Here is a 23,362-nt window from a genome sequence, read left to right on the forward strand (position 1 = left end):
TTATCGAATGGGTAGTTCAATGATAAACTCTATACCTTCACCTAGCTTAGAATCGTATGTGAGCTTACCATGATGGTTATTAACCACAATTTGGTAAGCAATAGATAGACCAAGCCCTGTTCCTTTCCCGACGGGTTTTGTTGTGTAAAAAGCATCAAATATTTTTGTTTGATCTGCATTGCTTATACCTGGGCCATTGTCAGCAACTCTTAAAATAACATGCTCTCCAATTGCCTCAGTTCTAATTTTAATTATCCCAGGATTTTGATAAATTGTATCAATATCTTTATTTTTATTTGCTTCTTCAATTGCATCGATTGCATTACAAATTAAGTTCATAAAAACTTGATTAATCTCGCCGGGAAAACACTCAATAAGTGGCAAAGTTCCATATTCTTTAACTAATTTTATAGCTGGATGATGAGCATTTCGCTTAAACCGATGTCCAAGAATGAGTAATGTGCTTTCTAACCCTTCATGCAAGTTAGCTAGTTTTTTACCAGCTTCTCTGTGACGGGAGAAGTTATTTAAATATGACACAATTTCTGTAACGCGATCTGTACCAAGTTGCATGGATTGAATAATTTTAGATAAATCATCTAACAAAAAGTCAAGATCGCTTTTTTTAATTGCGGTTTGAAGTTCATCTGGTGGATCGGGCAGATATTTTTGATAGAGATGTAATAAACTAACTACCTCTTGTACATACTTTTCAACAAAATTTAAGTTGCCAGCTATAAAATTGATAGGATTATTAACTTCATGAGCAATTCCTGCTGTTAGTTGACCCAAAGCTGCTACCTTTTCTGCTTGAATCAGTTGAGTTTGAGTCTGTTGTAATTCGGCATTTTTCGCTATCAAGGTTTTTGTCAAATTTCTCAGTTTGAGGTGATTTTCAATCCGCACTAAGACTTCTTCGTGCTGAAAAGGTTTAGTAATATAGTCTACGGCTCCCAATTGCAAACCTTTGACTTTATCAGCCGTTTCTGAAAGGGCTGTCATAAAAATTACTGGAATATCTTGGACACGAGGATTGCTTTTTAGCTGTTTACAGGTTTCAAAACCATCTATACCCGGCATCATTACATCCAGCAAGATTAAATCAGGTAAATCATCATTTTCTAATCGCTGAAGGGCTTTCTCTCCACTGCGGGCTGCCCAAACTTCAAAGCTAGACTGATCCAGAAAGCTGGATAAAACTTGTAAATTGGCAGGGTTATCGTCAACAACTAAAACAATTCCCCTAGAAGGAGCATAATTGATAGAATTATTTTGGTTTTCAATAATAGTTTTCATACTGTTTCTACCGCATATTTAGTCAAAAAATTTATAATTAAATCTTCATCAAATTGCCTTGCTAATTGCCGTAGTTCGTTAGCAAATGGTGCAAAAGTTGTATCTGTTTCTTCCAGTTGATCGGCCCACTTGATAATGCCATTAAAGTTACCTCTACTGGCTAAAATGACTAGTTCTTGCAACACCTGAGGGGAAGGAAGGATTAATTGAGCAGTTGCTGTCGTTCCATCTTTGGCTTTTTCTCCATCAGGCTGAGATTGCTTGTAAATCCATACCAAATTTAAGTATTGTTCTAGTTGATGCAATAATTCATCTACTTGTATGGGTTTGCTCAAAAAGGCGTTACCTCCAGCTTGCAGACTGCGATTTCGGTCGGCTTCAAAGACACTAGCGGAAGAAACGATAATCAATACATCCTGAATTTCTGGAGTGTGACGCAGGTGTTTAATTAATTCAAACCCATCCATTTCTGGCATCAGCAAATCTGTAACGATTAAGTTTGGTTTGAGGGCGATCGCTTTTTCTAAACCTTCTTTACCGTTGCTGGCTTCAACCACATTAAAACCCAGTGGTTGCAGTAAGTTTGTAATCACTGTGCGATTCTCCCAGCGATCGTCAACCATTAGGATAGTGTAGGGACCACCCTCAAAGCCAATGATTTGTTTCTCTGAGGTAGCGATCGCAGATTGTACCCAGTCAGTCGCTTCGGGTATCTCTAACTCAAACAAAAAGCTACTTCCCTGACCAATCTGACTATGAACATGGATATCGCTACCCATCATCTGTACTAACTGCCGAGTAATAGCTAAACCCAGCCCTGTACCTTCAGCTTGGCGCTTTTTCTCACCTACTTGTTCAAATGGCAAGAAAATCTGGCTCAATTCTACGGGAGTTATACCAATTCCTGTGTCTTCTACAGTAAAGCGAAGGCGATGTTTTATTATCTGCACATCATTGGGAGCTCGATCGATGACTTCAATATTGAAAGTAACCTGACCTTCATCTGTAAATTTGATGGCATTTCCCAGCAGATTCAATAGTACCTGACGTAATCTTTTGACATCGACATGAATCCCTGTAGGCAAATTTATCCCAGGTTTATAGACAAACAAAATGCCCTTTTGTTTTGCCCGAATGTGGCATATTTCGACAATTCCTTGGAGAAATGAGGGGAAATGCACATCATCTGGATAAAGTTCTAGCTTTTTCGCTTCAATTTTGGAGAGATCTAAAATGTCATTAATTAAAGTCAGCAGATGAGAGCCACATTGTTCAATAATATTGACGTGATATAGCTCTTGCTTAGGTAAAGCTGGGGAACGCAGCAAAATTTGGGCACAACCGAGAATGCCATTTAAAGGTGTTCGCAGTTCATGACTCATGTTAGCTAAAAATTCGCTTTTAGCATGGTTGGCTGTATCAGCCGCAGCTTTAGATTTTTTCAGTTCACGTTGTTCAAATGCTTGGACTTGCCACAAGACAGTAATCATGGTGAGTGTCAGTCCACCGACAATTAAGGCAATCAAATCGAGGAATTGCAATCGAGATTCAATATTTTGGCGGGGAATCACCAAAGCTACAGACCAATTAGCAGCTTGCAACGGCAGATAAGCTACATACTGTTTAGTGCCGTCAATTTCCATTAACTCAATTCCCTGTTGTTTGTTTACCATCCTCTGAGCGATCGCATTTAAATTGCGATCGCCAATTTTCAGCAGGCTGGGTGCAGGTTTTTCTACGGTTGACATTAACGCCGAGTTTGGATGGACAATCGCTTGTCCTTGAGAATTGAGAGCAAAAGCATAGCTGCTTGTGCCGTAGTGCAGGGAGTTAACAACCTCTGCAATGCGATCGACTCTCACATTGCCCTGGAAAGCCCCTATCGGTGTACTGCTAGTAGAATTTGACCGAATCGGGGTGGAGATGGCAATTAAAGGAATTCCTGTAGAACGGCTAATAAAGGGATCGGAAATATCGCTCTTTCCCGCAATTGCTTTTTGAAAGTAGTCTCGATCCTGAATATTTTTATTTGATCGACCGACTTTTGTATTGGAATATGAACCATCTGGGGTAGCTATTTGGAAAAAGAAAAATTCATTAATCCGCTTGACTTCCGCCTTTAAATATAGTTCTGCCACAGACCAGTTTAAGGAGCGTACAGTTGAAGTATTCGCCAGGGTTTCTACCTCCACTTGGCGAACATGTAACCACTCTTCAATTTCACTATCCCCTCTCTGTACCTCTAAAAAAGCGCTATGTCTCAAATCTTTGAGCATCAAATTTCTAGTGGCTTGATAGCTGAAATAGGCAGAAATACTGAATATAAGGGTAGTACCGCCAAGAATAAATCGAATTAGTAAATTTCGTGAAAGATGATTTTCTTTATTAGTTGCTGATAGGCTGGAGTTTGCTTGTATCAAGGGTTAGCTCCTTAATCGCATAGTTCGGTAAGAAGAAATTCTCGGTTATCTTTAGATTGCCCAAGAAGTTACCGATGCTCACAGCTTTTGGTAAAATAAACAATAAATTTATAGTAATGCTACGAATTATAAGTTGCGATCTCAAAATATTCTTTAAAATCAACTAAAATTCCAATTATTGGCTATAAAACGTGTTATTAACAATTCATAATTCGTAATTACGAATTGTTACTGTACGAGTACAGCACCGCATAAATAAACCATCTATTCCAAATCAACGAAACGCTTACGCTGTATTCATGTTTAATTTTTAATTCTTAATTCTGCCTTGCAGTGCTAGGGTGTCGTCTGCGGTGGATTTGTAGGATTAGGAACTGGGATAACTGGCACAATTATAGGTTTAGGTTTCTCGGATTGCAGTTGAATCTGGGCTTGATTGCGGCCGTCTATAGCTTGTTGGTAATTAGGCTTGTATTTTATTGCTCGATCGTAAGACGCGATCGCATCTTGAAACCGTTTCAAATTTAGTAGAGCATTGCCTCTGCTATACCAGCTTTCAGAATGGTCTGGTTTATAACGAACTGCCTTATTATAAGATGCGATCGCATCTTCGTATTTTTGCAAAATGTATTGTGAATTTCCCAGATTGTACCAGAGTTGATAGTCTTTTGACTTAAGTGTTGCGGCTTTATTATAAGATTTTATTGCTTCTTCATAGCGTTGGTTTTGATGCAGCGACCAGCCCAAGTTAAACCATGCTTGATAGCTATTAGGATTGTATTTAATTACTTGATTAAAAGATTCAATTGCTTCTGGATAACGTCGTAAGTTGAGTAGGGTATTACCTCTAGAAAACCAGGCTTGATAATAACTTGACTTATATTGTACAGCTTTATCATAAGCGTTGAATGCATCTTGGTAGTGTTGCAAATTAACTAATGCATTCCCCAAATTATACCAAGCCTGCTCATAGTCTGGTTTTAAATCAACGACTTTTTGGTATGCTGCGATCGCTTCTTCATATCGGTTAGAATTTTGTAAAGCTAATCCTTTTTTGTACCAAGCTTCATAATTATCTGATTTTAATTCAATCGCTTTTTCATAAGCTTTTATTGCTTGGTCATATTGGTTTAAGTTACTAAAAGCTTCACCCTTAGCATTCCAGACTTCTGAGCTTTCATTATTTAATTGTAAGGCTTTATCAAAAGATGCGATCGCTTCTTGATATCGCTGTAGACTTGCCAAGACAAAGCCGCGTCCACTCCAAGCTTCAAAATAATCTGGCTTAATTTGGATTGCTCTATCATACGCAGCTAATGCTTCTTTAGATTTTTTTAATTTATACAGCGTTTTCCCCTGACCATTCCATCCTTGAGCATAATCTGGTCTAATATTAACGGCTTTTTCATATACTTCTAATGCGTCTTGATAGCGTTGCAAATCAAAAAGTGTATTTCCTTGTTTGGATAATTCTATAGCGTTATTTGAATTAATATGATTAAAAATAAATATTGATGCAACTCCACTTATTCCCACTAAAAATATTGTTAGTAAAACTTTACCTAAAATTCCTTTTTTCGGTTGTGGTTTGGTTAGATTTTTGGCTGGATAAATAGGAGTTAATGCTATTGTTTCAGCCGGTGGTAGTGTTAGCTCTTTCAGCGCTTTTAATGCTACCGTAGCCGAAGAATAGCGTTGTCGAAAGTCGTAGCACACCATTTTGTCTAAGAATTGAGCAAATTCTGGCGTTACTGTGGCTTTATCGCGCCACATAATTTCATTAGTCTCAGCATCTTTTACTATTTCCTCTGGTAATAATCCAGTGAGAGCTTGAATAGCAATGATTCCCGCAGCATAAATATCACTGCTTAATTTTGGCGTACCATGAGCTTGTTCTCCAGGAATATATCCAGGCGTACCTATAGCAACAGTACCTTTAGTTGAACCTTCGGGAGTAATTACTTGGGTAGTAATTTGTTTAACCGCACCAAAATCAATTAAGATTAATTTGCCATCCGGGTGTCGTCTGAGGATATTTCGGGGGTTGACATCACGGTGAATTACATTCTGTTGATGGACAAATTCTAGAATTGTCAAAAGTTCTTGTAAAAGTGAAATTACTTGCTCTTGACTAAGGGTTTTACCTGGTATTAATTCTTGACTTAGGTCATGACCTTCGATCAATTCCTGTACGAGATAAAATTCGGCATTCTCCTCAAAATAAGCTAAAAGTTGGGGAATGCGATCGTGAGTTCCTAATTTATACAGAACTTGTGCTTCTGTATCAAATAAGCGCCTAGCCGTCTCTAAAGTTACCGGATCGTTTGCTTGGGGTTTGAGTTTCTTGACCACACATTGAGGTGAACCGGGTAATTGAGTATCATAAGCAACAAAGGTTTCACCAAAACCCCCTCCTCCCAAGTTACTAATAATTTGGTATCTTCCAACAAGTGTGTTTCCTAGCATCTCGTTTGCCTACTTAAGTGCGATGCGATCTGATTTCAATCTTGCCACACGTTAAGGAGGATAGGGGTAATAGGGTAGTCAGAGGCAGAATAACTGATAACTAATGACCAATACTTCTCTATAAAAGACTGCACCCTAAGCGTAGCTATGCTGCAGGCTTTACGACTACGCGGTAGTTGAATCTCGACTTCGCTCGATTTCCGCGCAGTCAAAACTCAGTACAAGTGACCAATGACCAATGATAAATTTATATGATTCCTATTAGTGATAATATTCGTTGTTGGAATAAGCCGATTATTAATAATTGGCTAATTGGCATTAATATTGCCGTATTTTTATGGGAAATCCAACTAGAACTTAGTGATACACTGGGCTATTTTGTCAATAGTTGGGGTGTGATTCCAGCCCAGATTAGTAGGGCAATTACAAATGCATTCTTCTTCAATAACTCTGCTGCTTGGATAATTGTAATTTGGCGAGTATTTTCACTAGTTTTTGGAATATTTCTACACGGCAGTTTTAGTCAAATATTGGGAAATCTACTATTTCTATGGGTTTTTGGTAAGACTGTAGAAAATATTTTGGGACACAGACGATATTTGGAATTTTATCTGGCGGCTGGCATTTTAACAGGGGTTGTACAAATTCTGATTGAACCGAGTTTGACAGTACCATTAATTGGGGGAAATGGCGCGATCGCAGCTATTTTAGGGGCATACATTATGAAATTTCCTAAAGCTAAAATTGACACCATTTTACCGTTAATTATTGTGTATATTCCTATCGAACTTCCCGCCTTTCTCTATATATTTTGGTGGTTTGTGCAACAGTTATTTTATGGTATCGGCAGTTTAAACATTCCCCCCATTGGCGTAAATCAATCGGGTGTTGTCTTCTGGGGGCAGATTGTGGGATTATTCAGTGGTGCGGCTTTCATCCGATTGAAGAGATAATTGATTTGCTTGTCTTATCTTTAGACATGGCTCTTAAATACCAGAGGATATCTTTTAGCTAAAACTCTTATGTGCCTTTGGATGGATTGCATTTTTTAGCTTTAAAATTCATACTGCTAAAACTAGGGTATGCCTACTCTTCAAGTCGGTGTTATTTTTAGTTGTTAGCGGTTTATTCAAATGCCAAATGTTGATAAAATTAATTCTAAACTTACTGATGAATTAGCGGTTTTACGGCAGCGTGTAGCTGAGTTAGAGCAAGCAGAAATATTTTATCAGCAAAGGCAAGTAGCACTAGAAGAGCAATTAAGAAAACTGGCAACATCGGCACAAAGTTCGCATATTTCAGTTTTAGAATATGAGATTGAATGCCATCTGGAGCAGGAGAAGTCTACAGGCTTTAATGTGACAACAGATGTGGCAATGACTTTAGAGCAATTCCAACAAGAAATTGCACAGCGACAGCAGTTAGAAGTAATCCTGAAAGATAGTGAAGAACGGCTGAGGCTAGCTTTAGATGTTTCTCAGATGGGCTTATGGGATTGGAATATTTTAACCAATCAAGTCATCTGGTCTGAAAATTATGAACTGCTTTTTGGTCTAATTCCAAGTAGTTTTGATGGCCCTTATGAAACGTTTCAAAAGTGCGTTTATCCTGAAGACAAGCAATCTGTAATGCAAGGGATCGGCCAGGCTTTGGCACAAAAAACTGACTACAACGATGAATTTCGGATAATTCGCTCAGACCAAAGTGTACATTGGATTTCTGCTAAGGGAAAATTTATCTATGACGAGCAGGGACAAGCGGTGCGAATGATCGGTGTTTGTATGGAAACTACTGTGTGCAAACAGGCTGAAGAAAGTACTCGCGAACTAACCACACAAGTCCAAGAACAGGCAAATATTTTAAATGCCATCCTCACCGCTTCAGTCGATCATATTTATATCTTTAATCGCAGAGGTTGCTATCAATATGTTAGTAGCGATGCAGCTAGTATATTAGGTTTTCAACCCCAGGATATTGTCGGAAAGACTTTGCAAGACCTGGATTTACCCACAGACCTTGTAGAACAGGTAGACAATCAACTAAAAGCTGTGATTAAAACTGGGCAGCCAATCAAGGATGAGTGTAAATATGTAACTGCTGATGGGGTACATTATTATGAATATATTATTACTGCATTACGGAATTTAAATCAAAGTATTGAAGGCGTAATTATTGTTTCTCGTGATATTACCGAACACAAACGGGCAGAAAAATCATTACGCGAAAGTGAAGCTAGATTTCGGCGTTTGTTTGAGTCTAACCTGATTGGGGTTGCTTTTTGGAATGTGGATGGCTTCGTTATTGATGCCAATGATGCCTTTCTTCAACTAGCTGGCTACACTCATGAGGAGTTTACTCTTTTAGGTAAAGTTAATTGGCAAGAATTCACTCCTATTGAATACAAGTATTTAGACGATCGCGCCATTTTAGAGGTGCAAACCACTGGAGTTTCCAAAATTTACGAGAAAGAGTACATCCACCGCAACGGTAAGCGAGTACCAATTGTTTTGGGGATAGCCTTGCTGAATGACTCCCAAGAACATGGTGTTGCTTTTGTACTAGATATTACCGATCGCAAATTGGCTGAAAAAGAATGCGATCGCCTCCTCCAATGCGAAAGAACAGCACGCCAAGAAGCAGAGATCGCCAACCAAATTAAAGATGAGTTTCTGGCGGTTCTCTCCCATGAACTGCGAACCCCACTCAACCCTATCCTGGGATGGTCGAAAATGTTGCGGACTCGCAAGTTTGATCAACAAACCACTAACCGCGCCTTGGAAACCATTGAACGCAACGCCAAGTTACAAACCCAGTTAATTGAAGATTTGTTGGATGTGTCTCGCATTCTCCAAGGAAAATTAAACTTAAATATCTGTCCAGTGAACTTGGTAATGGTAGTTGAAGCAGCACTAGAGACAGTACGACTAGCAGCACAAGCTAAGTCAATTCAAATTCAGACCATATTTGATGCCAGTTTAGGACAAGTTATGGGCGATCCAAATCGGCTCCAGCAAGTTGTGTGGAATCTGCTTTCTAATGCGGTAAAATTTACACCAACCGGAGGACGAGTAGGAATTCGACTCATGGAAGCTAGTAATCAGATTCAAATTCAAGTCAGCGATACAGGTAAGGGAATTAACCCAGACTTTTTGCCTTATGTGTTTGATTACTTTCGCCAAGCTGATGGCACAACTACAAGGACATTTGGCGGACTAGGTTTAGGATTAGCGATCGTGCGTAAGGTTGTAGAAATGCACGGGGGAAAAGTTCAAGCCGAAAGTCCTGGAGATGGATTGGGTGCAACCTTCACTGTTGAAGTACCGCTTTTGGTGAGAAGTGAACAAGTTCGGCGAGAAGAGAATGAGTCTTTAGATTCTCAGCCTGAATCCTCACTCCTTTCGGACACTCAAATTTTAGTGGTAGACGATGAACCAGATATCCGCGACTTAGTGAGCTTCATTTTGCAAGACTACGGTGTACAAGTAACTGCTGTATCATCAGCGCAGGAAGCATTACAAGCGCTATCTGAATCGATACCAGATGTTTTAATTAGTGATATTGGAATGCCAAGGACAGACGGTTATATGCTAATACGGGAAGTGCGATCGCGATCGCCGCAAGAAGGAGGACGCGTACCAGCGATCGCTCTGACAGCTTATGCAGGCGAAATGAATCAGCAGCAAGCACTAGCAGCAGGATTTCAAATGCATATTTCTAAACCAGTAGATCCAGATGTATTGGTGAAAGCGATCGTTGATTTGATCCAGTAGTCATTGGTCATTAGTCATTAGTCATTGGTCATTGGTTATTAGTCATTGGTACATACCGAGTGTTTTGTGGGCGAAAAAAACTTTTTTGTTAAGGATTAATTCTTTGGGCGCGTAGTATCTCAAGGATTTGTTAACAATGCAAGTCGAAACAATGGCATTGCCAGTCAAAACTATCACATTGTCAGCCGAAACAATCGCATTGTCGGTTAAAACAATAGTATTGTCGGTCAAAACAATGGCATTGTTAGTCAAAACAATGGCATTGTTAGTCGAAACAATGGCATTGTTAGTCAAAACTATCGCATTGTCAGCCGAAACAATGGCATTGTTACCAATAAAATAAGCATTACTGTGCCCAAACCGTGTATTGCTTCCATTCGAGAACCGCTATATAACACTACTAACGGTACTAGTTATCACTTTGAGAATCGCTATAAGATTAGTAAAAGGGTCTTCTACGTTTGAATAGAAATGATTGAGCAACGTGATGCTGACTCACCAACAACTGATTCTCAGCAATTGAGTGAACCGACCGATGGAACAACTACCAAGTCGGTCGATAACTCTTGGACAAACCGCATTGGTGGTGTCTGGAACACAGCAACAACACATTTAACCAAACTCCTACCCGTAGAACAACTGGCGCAAACGGTTGTTGAATGGTTTAGCGTCAGTGAAACTCAGGTTGCAGAGATTTTAGAGAAAATTCGAGCCGAATTGCCAACCACAGAAGCACTACTAATTGGTAAACCCCAAGCCGGAAAAAGTTCAATTGTGCGGGGATTGACAGGAGTTTCGGCTGAGATTATCGGTCAGGGTTTTCGTCCTCACACGCAACACACGCAGCGCTATGCCTATCCTTCCAATGACCTGCCGCTATTAGTTTTTACTGATACGGTAGGGCTAGGTGATGTCAACCAAGATACCCAAAAAATCATTCAGGAGTTAGTTGGCGATTTACAAAAGGAAACTGATTCCGCCAGAATCCTCCTGTTGACGGTCAAAATCAATGATTTTGCAACTGACACACTCCGACAAATTGCTCAAAAGTTACGCCAGCAGTATCCAAATATTCCCTGTCTGCTAGTAGTTACTTGCTTGCATGAGGTTTATCCTCCTGATGTTGTCGCTCATCCTGCCTATCCACCAGATTATCAAGAAGTCAACCGCGCATTTGCGGCAATGCAGCAAGCCTTCGCCGGGATAACTGACCGCTCTGTACTAATTGACTTTACCCTAGAAGAAGATGGCTACAATCCGGTATTTTATGGCTTAGAAGCACTACGAGATTCTTTAGCAGAACTACTCCCACAAGCAGAAGCGCAAGCGATTTATCAGCTATTAGATCGAGAAGAAGCCGGAAAGCAACTTGGCAACCTTTACCGAGATACAGCACGCCGTTATATTTTGCCATTTGCGATTATGTCTGCCACCCTTGCGGCCGTACCTCTGCCTTTTGCCACAATGCCTGTACTAACTGCCTTGCAAGTATCAATGGTGGGTCTGTTGGGTAAATTATATGGACAGACAATTACACCATCACAGGCGGGGGGTGTTGTCAGTGCGATCGCAGGTGGTTTCTTAGCACAGGCAATTGCACGGGAATTAATTAAATTTATACCAGGTTTTGGGAGTGCGATCGCAGCATCTTGGGCAGCCGCCTACACCTGGGCACTAGGGGAAGCAGCCTGCGTTTATTTTGGTGATTTAATGGGAGGTAAGAAACCCGATCCCCAAAGAATTCAGTTAGTGATGCAAGAAGCGTTTCAGGCGGCGCAAGAACGGTTTAAGATAGTTCGTAATCTCTAAGGTCAGTTTCATCTGGGGTAATTACCACAGTTTCTTTAGCCAAACTAGCCAAATCTCTAATAGCTCCCAGATATCCTTGCTTTTGGTTTTGCCAATGCTGATTGATACCTCAAGCTAACTGGCAAGGACTCTGCTTTGTCATTGGTAAGGACTTTAAGCCTCGTAACATAATTTTGTTTATTTCTAGCAACTTACTTAGGGGGACAATAAATTATGATTCAAGCTTTACGTAAACTAGTAACTTTTGAAGATTTTGCAGCATGGCGGCCCGAGGGCAGAAGATACGAATTACATGATGGCGTGATTGTTGAAATGGCACAACCAACGGGCGGCCATGAAGATGTTGTCGGTTTTTTGGCACTAGAAATATCTGCTGATATCAAGCGTCTAAATTTACCTTATTACATTCCAAAAACTGTATTAGTAAAACCACTTGAAGGTGAATCAGCTTATTCACCAGACATATTAATAATCAATCGACCAAATTTAGTGAACGAGCCTTTATGGAAAAAGGAATCGACTGTATCTCAAGCGGTATCTATTCCATTAGTTATTGAAGTTGTTAGTAGCAATTGGCGGGATGACTACTACAAAAAGTTAGCTGATTATGAAGCTATAGGTATTCCTGAATATTGGATTATAGATTACGCGGTTATAGGCGCTAGAAAGTTTATTGGCAATCCTAAACTGCCTACTATATCCATTTATCAATTAATCGATGGTGAGTACCAAGTTACTCAATTTAGAAGTAGCGATCCCATCGTCTCGCCTACTTTGCCAGAGTTAAATTTAACTGCTGAACAGATTTTTAAAGCTAGCTAAAATCTAAAATTCTGTCACCTGTCCTCTGTTAGACTTAACCTGTCCCCGCTTAGTTTTGTAGTCAAGGCGCTTTCTTTGAGAACTGCGAGTTGGTTTCGTGGGTTTGCGTTTTATCGGTACGACAACTGCACTTTGAATGAGTTCTTGAAGTCGTTTCAAAGCTGATTCCCGATTGTTTTCTTGGCTTCGGTGTTCCTGTGCTTTGATGACAACAACTCCTTCCTGGGTAATGCGTCGATCGTTCAGCTTTAAAAGCTGTTCTTTATAATAATCTGGTAATGATGAAGCGATAATATCGAAGCGTAAGTGAATCGCTGTGGAAACCTTATTTACATTCTGGCCTCCTGCTCCTTGCGAACGAATCGCACTAATTTCAATATCACTCTGCGGGATTATAACTTTGTTGGAAATTTGCAGCATCGCTCACAAGGCAAAAGAGGAACTTTTCAATTTGGGATAAAATTTTTACTCGGTTTGTTCGGGAAAATCTATTACTACATTTTGGTCTTCATTATTATCCAAATTCACCTCTAAAGTCTTTCCTTCTATTGTTACTTTATCACCTGGTACTAGTCGCCGCCCTCGTCGGGTTTCCAACATACCGTTTACTTGGACATCGCCACCTTGAATCATTAGCTTGGCTTGTCCTCCAGTTGGCACTATACCCATCAACTTTAAATATTGGTTTAACTTAATTGTGTTGTCTCGGATTTTCTTCATACTAAATAAAACTACATCATCTTAATTGTATCGTGGTGCGATCGGGGCAAAGCGTGTATCTATTGCGCCACATAATCACCTAAGTGCAGTATTTCGTTGAATTCGTAGCGAATTAATTTGGTAATACCCTGCAATGCAATGCAATGCCAATGCGTCCTCTGACAATGCCAATACGTCGGCTGACAATGCCAATACGTCGGCTGACAATGCTAATGCGTCCTCTGACAATGCCAATGCGTCGGCTGATAATGCCAATGCGTCGGCTGACAATGCCAATGCGTCGTCTGGCAATGCCAATGCGTCCTGATGCATTTAAAACGCAAATCAGCCTTTAGACTGATTTTACTAGGTAAATGTGGTGGAGCGTAGGCGTAGCCTGTCGTAGACATCGCTAAAACGAAAAACAGTAATGCCAGTTTATTATCTATAATGTTGATCGACAAAACTGCCAGATATAGGTGAAAAAACTAGTCTGGAAGGTTCTTTTAGTGTGTTCAGGGGACTGGATCTATGATTAAGCTCGGTTTATTGGTACAGTCCCAGAATAACTCTTTGGGTATCGGCAAAGTTACGGAAATATCTGATACCAATGCAAACGTTGAGTATTTTTGCTCTATAGGGCAACGTCTTCAAAAAACTTTACCTTTAAGTTCGCTCTCTGAGGTCAGACTTGAACCACAGGCTCGATGCTATATTAAGTCCCAAACTCAGGATAAATGGATAGTTGGGAGAGTTTTCATTTGGGATGAAGATACAGAAATGTATCAAATTGATTTACCAGATAAGAAAACTGCGATCGCTACTGAAGAAGACATTTACGTTCGTTGTAATCTCCCAAACACAGACCCCATCGAAACTCTAGCGATGAAGGGTCACGAAACGCCTTACTTCCACGACAAAAGATTGGCTTTCGTCAAATCCTTGATTAAGCAACGCGCTGTCAGTCGCGGGATGACAGGACTGATTTCGGCAAATATTAATCTTTATCCTCACCAAGTTGAAGTAGTGCGGCGGGTACTGGAAGACCCAATTCAACGCTACTTGCTAGCAGACGAGGTGGGACTTGGAAAAACCATCGAAGCGGGTGCGATTCTCCGTCAATTCCTCTTGGATGAACCGAAAAGGGGTGCGGTGGTATTAGTTCCGCAATATTTACTCAAACAATGGCGGACTGAGTTAGAAAACAAGTTTTACATTTCCCATTTTGGCAAACGGGTAGCGGTGCTGGCGGTTGAAGATATCCATAAAATCAACCTGAAAGCGAGGATAGGCTGCTTAATTTTAGATGAAGCTCATCATATCGCAGCAATGGCAACCTCCAAGGATGCAACAGTGCGCCAGCGTTTTCAGACTTGCAAAGAACTGGCTCATAAAAGCGATCGCTTACTTTTATTATCTGCCACTCCTGTTCTCAATCATGAGCAAGATTTCTTGGCAATGTTGCACTTGCTCGACCCAGCAACCTATAAAATTGGTGATTTAGCAGGTTTTCGCGCCAAAGTTGAAAGCCGTCAGGAAATTGGTAGACTTCTGCTTTCTTTCAAAGAAGGTGCTGAACCTGCTGTACTCAAAAGCAACTTGCAGCAACTACGAAACCTCGTAACTGAGGATAAGTATTTACAGAAGCTGGCGGATGATTTAGAAAATTGTTTACAAGCAAATTCTACCGAGCAAGATCAAATAGTCCAAGCGATTCGCACCCACGTCAGCGATATCTATCGACTACACCGCCGAATGCTTCGCAACCGTCGCGCGGCGGTGGAAGATGTGATCTTTGACCGCAATTTTACGCCCAAAGAAGAGTATGATTTAGACGAGCGATCGCCTGATATCCACGAACTACTCAATCAATGGCGTGGTGTTGCTCCTGGTGAAAAACAATATCAGCGAATTTTTCTCTTGTTATTCCTCGCTGCTGGTACCTGGTTAGGCATATTAGAACAGGTAATTACCGCCCGGTTAACTGGTAAGCCTCATGCTAAACTCACCCAGGAGTTTAAAGAAGATGATATTCGCCTATTAACTACAACCCCCAAATTCTCAGGCGAAGAAGAGATTCTGCAATCCTTCCTCAAAATTATTCGTCAACCCCAAGAAGATGGAGGACGGACGGAAAATTTGAAAACAGTGCTGCTGAATCAGCTAGGTACATACTTCAAAATTCCCGCAAACGTTCGGAAGAATCAAAAAGAATTCATTACCAGAATACAGCAGAGAATCAAGAGGCCAATTTCTGGCGATATTCTGCCCAAATTTATTGTATTCACCAGCTTTGTGCAAACTTGTGGCGAAATCGTCCGGTATTTGTCTGATACCTTTGGTGCAGAGACAATAGCCAAACATCAATTTGGAGAATCACCAGACAAAGTTGAGGAAGGCTTAAGTAAGTTTAGGAATAACCCCAACTGCTTTATTCTAGTATGCGATCGCTCTGGAGAAGAAGGACTCAACCTGCAATTTGCCGATTGGTTAATTCATTTTGACCTTCCTTGGTCGCCGAATCAATTAGAGCAAAGACTTGGTAGACTTGACCGCATTGGTAGCAAAATTGGAGTTCAATCTTGTGTCTTGATTGGCCCCTATTTGGAAGATAGCCCTCACAATGCTTGGTATCAAGTATTGAAAGATGGCTTTGGTATTTTCCAACAATCAATTGCGAGTTTACAGTTTTATGTGGATGATAAACTTGCAGAATTAGAAACAGCTTTATTTCAATCCAGTGCTGCTGGATTGTTGGAGATGATTTCGCCAATTCAAGAGCAAATTGAAGCCGAAATCGCCAAAATTAGCGAACAAAATGCTCTAGATGAAATTGACGCTAACGATGAAATTGCCACCGAGTATTTTCAAGAACTCGATAATTACGATGCTTGTCATCTAGAAATGAAACGAGCAATTGAAGGCTGGATTTGTGAAGCATTGGGATTTAGAGGACTCAATAACCCCGACTCATCAGAGATGCGACGTTATCAACCTTCAACGCGGACATTGGTTCCCATAAATGAGTTAAAAAACCGTTTTGCTGATAGTTACTTAGACCAATTTGGTACTTATAATCGCAGAGTAGCAAACCAGAATCCTGGTATTAAACTCTTTCGAGTCGGGGAAGGATTTGTTGAAGCACTATGGAACTACATAAACTGGGATGACCGAGGTGAAGCCTTTGCTCTGTGGCGCACTGATTCATCTTGGGATGCCAAAGAAGGGAAAGAATGGTTCGGTTTCCAATGCAACTATGTAGTCGAGGCAAATTTAAGAATTGCCAAACAAGTTTTACTAGATAACAAACTAGATAATTCTCAATTCAAAAACTTGCAGCGACGTGTTGATGCTCTATTTCCACCAATTATAGAAACTATCTATGTTGATGGTCGTAACGAGCCAATACGCGTTGTTGAAGATAAAGCTCTTTTAAGTATCCTGCAACGTCCATATAAAGATAAAAACAACAATCAAGGACGAGATTACAATCTCGCAAAAGAGCGCTTAGGAATTATTGACGATTTTGTTGATCCTAGTAAATGGCAAAATTTCTGCTATGAAGTACGTAACACCTCTGCGGAATTACTTTCAAATCGTCCCGATTTTATTGACTTATGCCAAAGTTGTTCTAAAGTCGCTGAGAAGAAATTAGCCAATAGAGTAGAACAATTACGCCTGCGTTTGAACCAACAAAGTTGGGATAATGCATTAGCTGAAGAATTGAAGATCGAAACTGCTTTAAATGCAGCCATTCTACAAGGTATTCGCCAGCCCCAGATTAGGCTTGATTCTGTCGGTTTTATTGTTGTATCGGGGCGATCGCTTGTGCAATTTGAGTGATAAAATTTCCGCTTAAATAGCTTTAGTCACTGTACTAACCCCATCCCGTTTCAGGGATGGGTTTTTTAAGACTTGCAAATATCTTGAAGGAGGTAGCAGGCAGAAGGCGTAGCCCGCACTTCTCTACGAGACGCTCCGCGAACGACATGGTTCGACTGCGCTCACCAGCCGCTCAGTGACCATCGTAGACATCGCTACAAAAGCGATCGCTTAACTATAAACGGAGCGATCGCCCTTTGGGGAAACTTGAGGAGCGATCGCTCCATTTCAAATTTTCGAGAAATAAGACAGAGGGCAGAAGATTTGACTTATTTTTTTCATTCATAGGGATGGCGTGCAGCCTGTAAGAGCTTCCGTCTACCCTGCAAGAGCTTCCGCCTTCACGTTTGAGTGTTTCGCGCAGCCTGTAAGAGCTTCCGTCTTCCCTGTAAGAGCTTCCGCCTTCACGTTTGAGTGTTTCGCGCAGCCTGCAAGAGCTTCCGTCTTAAGAGCAAGAGCTTCCGCCTTCACGTTTGCGTATTACGCGCAGGCTGTAAGAGCTTCCGTCTTGACATTAGCAAAAACATACTTGCGTTATACCTATTTTTACTTAATAGAATACGATTCATTAGTGCCGACTTAAGGTGAAACCCTTACCCAGACAGGATTTTGAATTATCCCCCGCAGTGGCTCCTGGGCACTCAACTTATTTGCTCTCAATTATGCCCTTAGAAAGATGATTTAAAAGTGATTGGCTGTAATTTTAGGCACTTTTAGCTCCCCCCTAACCCCTCTTAAAAAGGCTATGGTGTACACACAAGTATAGACCACAAGGGTTTCAACTCTTTTAGCCCCATAAATACCCCAATTTTGGGCAACTCGAAACTTAATTTCTCCCCCTAATTTTAGGGCTAGGGCAACGAAACCAAGTTTTAGGTGGGATTTCAAGACTTCTGTGTACACCGTAGCCAACACCAGGGAAGGCTGAACGTCGCCACGGGAATCAATCGTGAGGATTGTAATGTGCATATTGTATGGTTTGTTACCACAGTAGTTTTAATGCACAATTTAAGAAAATTAATTATATATTTTTTGACTTTAACTGAAAAATAAGTAAGTATTAACACTTGTGATACAGAAACAAAGTGATTATTGTGAAAGTCGAAGATGAAACGTTCAAATCGCCTTGCTTGGATGGGAGCGATCGCACTCGCTGCGATCGTTTTGCTTACTTTGTTAGTGGCTCCCAATAATACAAAAATTAGCACTGGCTCTACTTTTAACCGCGCCTCTGATGGATATGGGGCTTGGTATGCTTTTATGCAACAGAAAGGAATTTCTATCAAGCGTTGGCAAAAACCTTTTAGTGATATTCAGGCAGAAAATAGCCCAGTTACCTTTCTACAGGTAAGCGCCTATCCAAGGGAGACGACACTGGATAATCAAGAGCGGGAATGGGTAGAAAAAGGGAATACTTTGGTAATTTTAGGTGCAGGGGCACGGGTTACAGAAGCGGAGTTTAGCACTATGCAAAAATCTCCCCAAGGTGAGATTAAAATTGATACACGTAGACGATATCAGAAAGCTAACTCCAAGCAAGTTGATTTAGGCGATCGCTTTGGTGCTGTTGTTTGGGAAAAAAATTACAACAAAGGAAAGGTGATTTTTTCTACCACTCCTTATTTAGCCGCCAACGCTTACCAAGATTATTTAAGTAATTTCAAGTATCTCGCTAGTTTAGTAACTGAAAAAGGTAACACAGTACTTGTAGATGAATACATCCACGGCTATAAAGATGCCGATGTCAGGAAGAAAGAAAGCGAAGGAGATTTATCTAGCTTTTTTGCTAAAACTCCCTTATTTCCAATATTAATACAGCTAGGTATCCTGCTATTAGTGCTAACTTGGGCGCAGAATCGCCGCTTTGGCAAGCCAGTAGCTTTAGAAACACCAGTTGCAGATAATAGCGAAGCATATATCCAAGCTTTAGCGGGAGTCTTGCAGAAAGCTGATAGCACCGACTTTGTTGTCGAGATGGTGGGTAAACAAGAACAACTCCAACTACAAAAAGCCTTGGGATTAGGACAAGTACTTTTAGAACGTCAAGCCTTAATCAATTTTTGGAAAGAAAAAACAGGCACAAGTGCAGCGGAACTAGATGCAGTTTTAAAGCTACAATCCCACAAACAACCCATCAGCGAACGAGAACTGTTAAGCTGGTTGGGCAAATGGCGAAGCATTAGGGAAATTCGTAATTCGTAATTCGTAATTATTTTTTTGAAACTGTGCATAAGATTTCTGTGCCTGAGTACTTCTGAGTAAATTATTTATAAGAAAAAAAATGAGCGAAACTCATCCTATCTTAATTCGTCTTGGTCAAGGCCTTAATCAAGTAATTGTTGGACAATCGAGCCTAATACAACAACTTTTAGTAGCACTACTAGCGGGTGGACACGTAATTTTAGAAGGAGTGCCAGGAACTGGTAAAACTCTCCTCGTAAAAGTATTAGCGCAGTTAATCCAAGGGAATTTCCGCCGAATTCAACTAACACCAGATGTCTTACCTTCAGATATTACCGGGACAAATATTTTTGACTTGAATAGCCGCAATTTCACTTTGAAAAAAGGGCCAATATTTACCGAAGTCCTGCTAGCAGACGAAATCAACCGTACTCCTCCCAAGACACAAGCAGCGCTGCTGGAAGCGATGGAAGAGATGCAGGTAACATTGGATGGTGAAAGTTTGCCCTTACCAGATTTATTTTGGGTGATTGCAACCCAAAATCCTCTGGAATTTGAGGGGACTTATCCTTTACCAGAAGCGCAATTGGATAGATTTTTATTTAAGTTAGTGGTAGATTACCCCGATCAAGCTGCGGAAAAGCAAATGTTACTCAATCGTCAGGCTGGTTTTTCAGCAAGGCGTTTGGATATTAGCCGTTTGAAACCGATAGCAACAGTAGCCGACATTTTACAAGCACGACAAGCAGTTAAAGAAGTTAAAGTATCAGAAGCGATCGTTGATTATTTGTTAGCCTTGGTGAGAATATCGCGTCAATATCCCGATTTAACTTTAGGTGCATCACCTCGCGCCGCCGGTGCTTGGTTGCAGACATCTCAAGCATTAGCGTGGTTAGCTGGCAGAGATTTTGTCACGCCAGATGATGTAAAAGCAGTTGCATCGCCACTGCTGCGTCATCGCCTCATTTTGAAACCAGAAGCAATGCTGGATGGTTTACAAATGGATGCGGTAATTGCGTCGGTAATTAATCAAGTACCAGTTCCAAGGTGAAAAAATTCTTGCTATATTCAACGCTACGTTTCAAGCACCCATTTTAATCCCAATTTTGCGATCGCAGCTCCACACTTCGGGCATTTGGAAAGTAGACCCAAAAGGAAGCTCAAACTAACCGCCTCCACAAGTTATAAAGTATGTGTAGATGAAACAGCGAGTATTTTGAGAAAAGAATCTGTATGGCAAGCTACCAAGAAACCTTAACTAGTGACGAATCCATTAATGAGCTAATCGCCGAGACGACAGGCATTAACCATCTGGAGGTAATTGAAAATGTCATCGACTCTTTGGAACAAGATGATAGTGCGATGGTTAGCCATACTCCAGAGGGTGGCTATCTTTGGAAGTTTAAGTATGGAAGTGTGGAGGTATTTGTCCAACTCAACGGTACAACCGATGAAGACACCATAACGGTTTGGTCTACGGTGCTAAATTTACCTGCTAAAGATGAACCCAGATTGCTGCGTTATCTGTTGGAGTTGAACTGCTCAAGCACTTTTGAAGCGCGTTTTGGTATTATAGAAAACAGAGTGGTTGTGATCTCGACACGCACCTTAGCGGAGTTATCTCCCGGCGAAGTGTCTCGGCTCATTACCATTGTGGCAACGATCGCTGATAACAACGATGAAGCCTTACAAACTGAATTTGGTGCAACTTAAGGAATTTTGGATTTTGGATTGGGCTCATACTGCATTAGATGTATAGCAAGCAGGTGTGGCGACTAATTCCTTTGCTAGAGGCGGCTGGCAATGTGCAAATGGCCATTGACAACTGGTTACTAGAACAGCACCAGTCTGGAAAACATCCGTCCACTTTGCGCTTTTATACTTGGTCGCCATCTGCCATTTCTCTTGGCTATCATCAACGAAAATATCCTGAATATTGGCAAAATTTGACTTGGCAAGGGCAAAAATTGGATTTAGTGCAACGTCCTACTGGTGGACGGGCGGTATTACACCAAGGTGATTTAACTTACGCTGTAGTCACATCTGGAATTACGGGTAGTCGCCTCCAGGTGTACGAAAAAATTTGTGAGTTTTTGATTCAAGGGTGGCGATCGCTCGGCGTAGAATTACATTACGGTACAGAAGGGCGAGGTTACATCCACAACCCTAACTGTTTTGGCACAGCAACCAGTGCAGATTTAGTTTTGCCAGATGGTGCCAAACTCATTGGTAGCGCTCAACTGCGACGTAGTGGAGCAATTTTGCAACATGGTTCCATCCGTTTGCAACCCGATGCTGAACTGTTTGCTCAAGTATTTGGTGCAGAATCTTTTAGGACTGTACAACTGCCTCAAAGCCTGAGTGTGGAAAAGATTATTGCAGATTTAATCACCGCAGCTAGTGATTGTTTTAATATGCAGATAGAGTTACAACCCCTCTCGCCCTCTGAGTGGGAAGAAATTTTGGCAAAACTATGATTTTCCTACCATATAGATATCTGGTGAAAAAGAATTTATAGATGTTGCAATGGAACTTCTCTACAGTGGTTTCAGGTAACGCATAATTAATTTCTAGAAATGAGTTGGAAACAGACAGCTAAACTGACTCCACTGAGGAAGCACCGAAACGATAGCCTTTGCCGTAGACTGTGTGAATCAGTGCAGTTTCTCTACCTACCTCAATCTTACGACGCAACAAACGAATTAATGCTGCAATCACATTACTACTGGGTTGTTCTTCCTCTTGCCACAAATTTTCCATAATTTGGGCATGAGTCATTAGCTGTCCAGTGTGTTCCATAAAATATTGCAGCAACTGGCTTTCTTTTTGCGATAACTCAATTATTCGTCCTTGGCGATAGGCGACTTGATTTTCACAATCTAGTTCTAAATCAGCGACGGTTAAACGTCCGGTGGTGGTTTCATAGGTTTGGGAACCAGAACGACGCAATAAAGCACGTACTCTGGCGAGTAACTCGCGCAGTTCAAAAGGTTTAACTAAATAGTCATCAGCGCCAGCATCTAAACCTTGTACGCGGTCATCGAGAGTATCTTTGGCTGTGAGAAACAGCACGGGAGTGGTTTTGCCTTGTCGTCGCAATTGCTGGCAAATCTCTAACCCCGTTTTTCCTGGCAGCATCCAATCTAAAATTAGTAGGTCATAACTACCTGCTTGTGCATATTCGCTGCCAATTGTGCCATCGAAAGCGGCATCCACAATATAACCCTCACGAGTTAACAAGCGACTCAAGGGTTCAGTTAGTTCAACTTCATCATCAACTAATAAAATTCTCATGCTGCTGTGGTAAGCATATAGAGATATTATTCAACTGCTGGATCGCCAAGGATATTAAGAAAAAGAATGCTGACTGTTGCATTGCCAAAAGGGGAACTCCTTAAAAATAGCATCCGCCTGCTACAATCTGTGGGATTAGATTTTAGCGCTTTTTTAGATTCAGGAACTCGCCAACTTCAAATTCCTGATACTAAGGGACTTGCAAAAGCTTTGTTGGTGCGGGCGCAGGATGTGCCTGTCTATGTAGAATATGGTCAAGCACAACTGGGTGTTGTTGGTTACGATGTGTTGCGGGAGAAGCAGCCGCAAGTTGCCCACTTGGTAGATTTGCAGTTTGGGTATTGTCGGATGTCAGTGGCGGTAAAAGCATCGAGTTCTTACCGATCGCCTTTAGATTTACCACCGCATGGTAGAGTTGCTTCAAAATATGTGAATTGCGCTCGTGAATATTTCCACAGTCTAGATTTACCCGTGGAAATCGTACCGTTGTATGGTTCAGTGGAATTAGGCCCGATTACTGGAATGTCAGAAGCGATCGTGGATTTGGTTTCTACAGGACGGACTATGCGCGAAAATGGTTTAATTGAAATCGCTACTCTCTATGAAAGCACGGCGCGGTTGATTGCCCATCCTCTGAGTTACCGTATGAATACAGGTAATCTCAGTGATGTAATTGCCAAGCTGCGGGAAGCAGTTTTGGTAGAGGTTTAACAGTTAAGTAGG

General features: G+C 41.0%; 18 protein-coding genes. 12 read left to right on the plus strand and 6 right to left on the minus strand.

Going from position 1 to position 23,362, the window contains the following annotated elements:
- The 3 genes from NPUN_RS32225 to NPUN_RS32235 all read right to left on the minus strand — a co-directional run bounded on the left by NPUN_RS32225 (position 1) and on the right by NPUN_RS32235 (position 6,182).
- Positions 1–1,296 carry a hybrid sensor histidine kinase/response regulator gene (locus NPUN_RS32225; RefSeq protein WP_012412557.1) on the minus strand — a complete coding sequence of 432 codons (1,296 nt, stop codon included), beginning with the start codon at positions 1,294–1,296 and terminating at the stop codon, positions 1–3.
- Entirely contained in the window at positions 1,293–3,716 is a 2,424-nt protein-coding gene (locus NPUN_RS32230; RefSeq protein WP_012412558.1) for a hybrid sensor histidine kinase/response regulator, read from the minus strand. The genes NPUN_RS32225 and NPUN_RS32230 overlap by 4 nt, the downstream gene beginning before the upstream one ends.
- 336 nt (positions 3,717–4,052) lie before the next feature.
- Positions 4,053–6,182: a serine/threonine-protein kinase gene (locus NPUN_RS32235; RefSeq protein WP_012412559.1), complete on the minus strand. Its 2,130-nt coding sequence runs from the start codon at positions 6,180–6,182 to the stop codon at positions 4,053–4,055.
- Positions 6,183–6,433: 251 nt separating this feature from the next.
- Here NPUN_RS32235 and NPUN_RS32240 point away from each other — a divergent pair, with 251 nt between their 5' ends.
- From NPUN_RS32240 to NPUN_RS32260, 5 genes are all read left to right on the plus strand, one after another.
- Positions 6,434–7,135, plus strand: a complete 702-nt coding sequence (locus NPUN_RS32240) for a rhomboid family intramembrane serine protease (RefSeq protein ID WP_012412560.1) — start codon at positions 6,434–6,436, stop codon at positions 7,133–7,135.
- 180 nt (positions 7,136–7,315) lie between these two features.
- A complete protein-coding gene (locus tag NPUN_RS32245; RefSeq protein WP_012412561.1) occupies positions 7,316–9,952 on the plus strand; it encodes a hybrid sensor histidine kinase/response regulator in 2,637 nt (878 codons plus the stop codon).
- 136 nt (positions 9,953–10,088) lie between these two features.
- Positions 10,089–10,295 (plus strand): hypothetical protein, encoded by a 207-nt coding sequence (locus NPUN_RS32250; RefSeq protein WP_041565769.1) that lies wholly within the window; start codon positions 10,089–10,091, stop codon positions 10,293–10,295.
- Between the two features lie 128 nt (positions 10,296–10,423).
- Entirely contained in the window at positions 10,424–11,761 is a 1,338-nt protein-coding gene (locus NPUN_RS32255; protein ID WP_012412562.1) for a GTPase family protein, read from the plus strand.
- A gap of 213 nt (positions 11,762–11,974) precedes the next feature.
- Positions 11,975–12,583: a Uma2 family endonuclease gene (locus NPUN_RS32260; RefSeq protein ID WP_012412563.1), complete on the plus strand. Its 609-nt coding sequence runs from the start codon at positions 11,975–11,977 to the stop codon at positions 12,581–12,583.
- 3 nt (positions 12,584–12,586) lie between these two features.
- Here NPUN_RS32260 and arfB read toward each other — a convergent pair whose 3' ends face one another.
- Positions 12,587–13,003, minus strand: a complete 417-nt coding sequence (gene arfB / locus NPUN_RS32265; protein ID WP_012412564.1) for an alternative ribosome rescue aminoacyl-tRNA hydrolase ArfB — start codon at positions 13,001–13,003, stop codon at positions 12,587–12,589.
- A gap of 45 nt (positions 13,004–13,048) precedes the next feature.
- On the minus strand, positions 13,049–13,303 hold the full coding sequence (locus tag NPUN_RS32270; protein ID WP_012412565.1) for an RNA-binding S4 domain-containing protein: 255 nt from the start codon (positions 13,301–13,303) through the stop codon (positions 13,049–13,051).
- A 143-nt stretch (positions 13,304–13,446) separates the two neighbouring features.
- Here NPUN_RS32270 and NPUN_RS41160 point away from each other — a divergent pair, with 143 nt between their 5' ends.
- The 6 genes from NPUN_RS41160 (at position 13,447) to NPUN_RS32310 (ending at position 21,822) form a co-directional block, all read left to right on the plus strand.
- Positions 13,447–13,638, plus strand: coding sequence for a hypothetical protein (locus NPUN_RS41160; protein WP_148220387.1), 192 nt, complete (start codon positions 13,447–13,449; stop codon positions 13,636–13,638).
- A gap of 175 nt (positions 13,639–13,813) precedes the next feature.
- Entirely contained in the window at positions 13,814–17,125 is a 3,312-nt protein-coding gene (dpdE, locus tag NPUN_RS32280; protein ID WP_012412566.1) for a protein DpdE, read from the plus strand.
- Between the two features lie 1,146 nt (positions 17,126–18,271).
- Complete coding sequence (locus tag NPUN_RS32295) at positions 18,272–19,366, plus strand: DUF4350 domain-containing protein (RefSeq protein WP_012412567.1); 1,095 nt, start codon at positions 18,272–18,274, stop codon at positions 19,364–19,366.
- Between the two features lie 79 nt (positions 19,367–19,445).
- On the plus strand, positions 19,446–20,396 hold the full coding sequence (locus NPUN_RS32300) for an AAA family ATPase (RefSeq protein ID WP_012412568.1): 951 nt from the start codon (positions 19,446–19,448) through the stop codon (positions 20,394–20,396).
- Between the two features lie 182 nt (positions 20,397–20,578).
- Positions 20,579–21,058 carry a YbjN domain-containing protein gene (locus tag NPUN_RS32305; protein ID WP_012412569.1) on the plus strand — a complete coding sequence of 160 codons (480 nt, stop codon included), beginning with the start codon at positions 20,579–20,581 and terminating at the stop codon, positions 21,056–21,058.
- 38 nt (positions 21,059–21,096) lie between these two features.
- A complete protein-coding gene (locus NPUN_RS32310) occupies positions 21,097–21,822 on the plus strand; it encodes a lipoate--protein ligase family protein (RefSeq protein ID WP_012412570.1) in 726 nt (241 codons plus the stop codon).
- 118 nt (positions 21,823–21,940) lie between these two features.
- Here the strand turns inward: NPUN_RS32310 and rppA are convergent, their stop codons facing one another.
- Entirely contained in the window at positions 21,941–22,639 is a 699-nt protein-coding gene (gene rppA, locus NPUN_RS32315) for a two-component system response regulator RppA (RefSeq protein ID WP_012412571.1), read from the minus strand.
- Positions 22,640–22,705: 66 nt separating this feature from the next.
- On the opposite strand from rppA, the gene hisG reads away from it, so the two are divergent.
- Positions 22,706–23,350 carry an ATP phosphoribosyltransferase gene (gene hisG, locus NPUN_RS32320; RefSeq protein ID WP_012412572.1) on the plus strand — a complete coding sequence of 215 codons (645 nt, stop codon included), beginning with the start codon at positions 22,706–22,708 and terminating at the stop codon, positions 23,348–23,350.
- Positions 23,351–23,362 lie beyond the last annotated feature (12 nt).

The sequence above is a fragment of the Nostoc punctiforme PCC 73102 genome (assembly GCF_000020025.1).
Taxonomy (GTDB): Bacteria; Cyanobacteriota; Cyanobacteriia; order Cyanobacteriales; family Nostocaceae; genus Nostoc; species Nostoc punctiforme.

Coding starts and splice junctions, on each gene's coding strand:
- dpdE (WP_012412566.1), top strand. CDS start 13,814: ATGATTAAGCTCGGTTTATTGGTACAGTCCCAGAATAACTCTTTGGGT.
- NPUN_RS41160 (WP_148220387.1), top strand. CDS start 13,447: ATGCCAATGCGTCCTCTGACAATGCCAATACGTCGGCTGACAATGCCA.
- NPUN_RS32305 (WP_012412569.1), top strand. CDS start 20,579: ATGGCAAGCTACCAAGAAACCTTAACTAGTGACGAATCCATTAATGAG.
- NPUN_RS32225 (WP_012412557.1), bottom strand. CDS start 1,296: ATGAAAACTATTATTGAAAACCAAAATAATTCTATCAATTATGCTCCT.
- NPUN_RS32240 (WP_012412560.1), top strand. CDS start 6,434: ATGATTCCTATTAGTGATAATATTCGTTGTTGGAATAAGCCGATTATT.
- NPUN_RS32310 (WP_012412570.1), top strand. CDS start 21,097: ATGTATAGCAAGCAGGTGTGGCGACTAATTCCTTTGCTAGAGGCGGCT.
- hisG (WP_012412572.1), top strand. CDS start 22,706: ATGCTGACTGTTGCATTGCCAAAAGGGGAACTCCTTAAAAATAGCATC.
- rppA (WP_012412571.1), bottom strand. CDS start 22,639: ATGAGAATTTTATTAGTTGATGATGAAGTTGAACTAACTGAACCCTTG.
- NPUN_RS32260 (WP_012412563.1), top strand. CDS start 11,975: ATGATTCAAGCTTTACGTAAACTAGTAACTTTTGAAGATTTTGCAGCA.
- NPUN_RS32295 (WP_012412567.1), top strand. CDS start 18,272: ATGAAACGTTCAAATCGCCTTGCTTGGATGGGAGCGATCGCACTCGCT.
- NPUN_RS32235 (WP_012412559.1), bottom strand. CDS start 6,182: ATGCTAGGAAACACACTTGTTGGAAGATACCAAATTATTAGTAACTTG.
- NPUN_RS32255 (WP_012412562.1), top strand. CDS start 10,424: ATGATTGAGCAACGTGATGCTGACTCACCAACAACTGATTCTCAGCAA.
- NPUN_RS32250 (WP_041565769.1), top strand. CDS start 10,089: ATGCAAGTCGAAACAATGGCATTGCCAGTCAAAACTATCACATTGTCA.
- NPUN_RS32270 (WP_012412565.1), bottom strand. CDS start 13,303: ATGAAGAAAATCCGAGACAACACAATTAAGTTAAACCAATATTTAAAG.
- NPUN_RS32300 (WP_012412568.1), top strand. CDS start 19,446: ATGAGCGAAACTCATCCTATCTTAATTCGTCTTGGTCAAGGCCTTAAT.
- NPUN_RS32245 (WP_012412561.1), top strand. CDS start 7,316: ATGCCAAATGTTGATAAAATTAATTCTAAACTTACTGATGAATTAGCG.
- arfB (WP_012412564.1), bottom strand. CDS start 13,003: ATGCTGCAAATTTCCAACAAAGTTATAATCCCGCAGAGTGATATTGAA.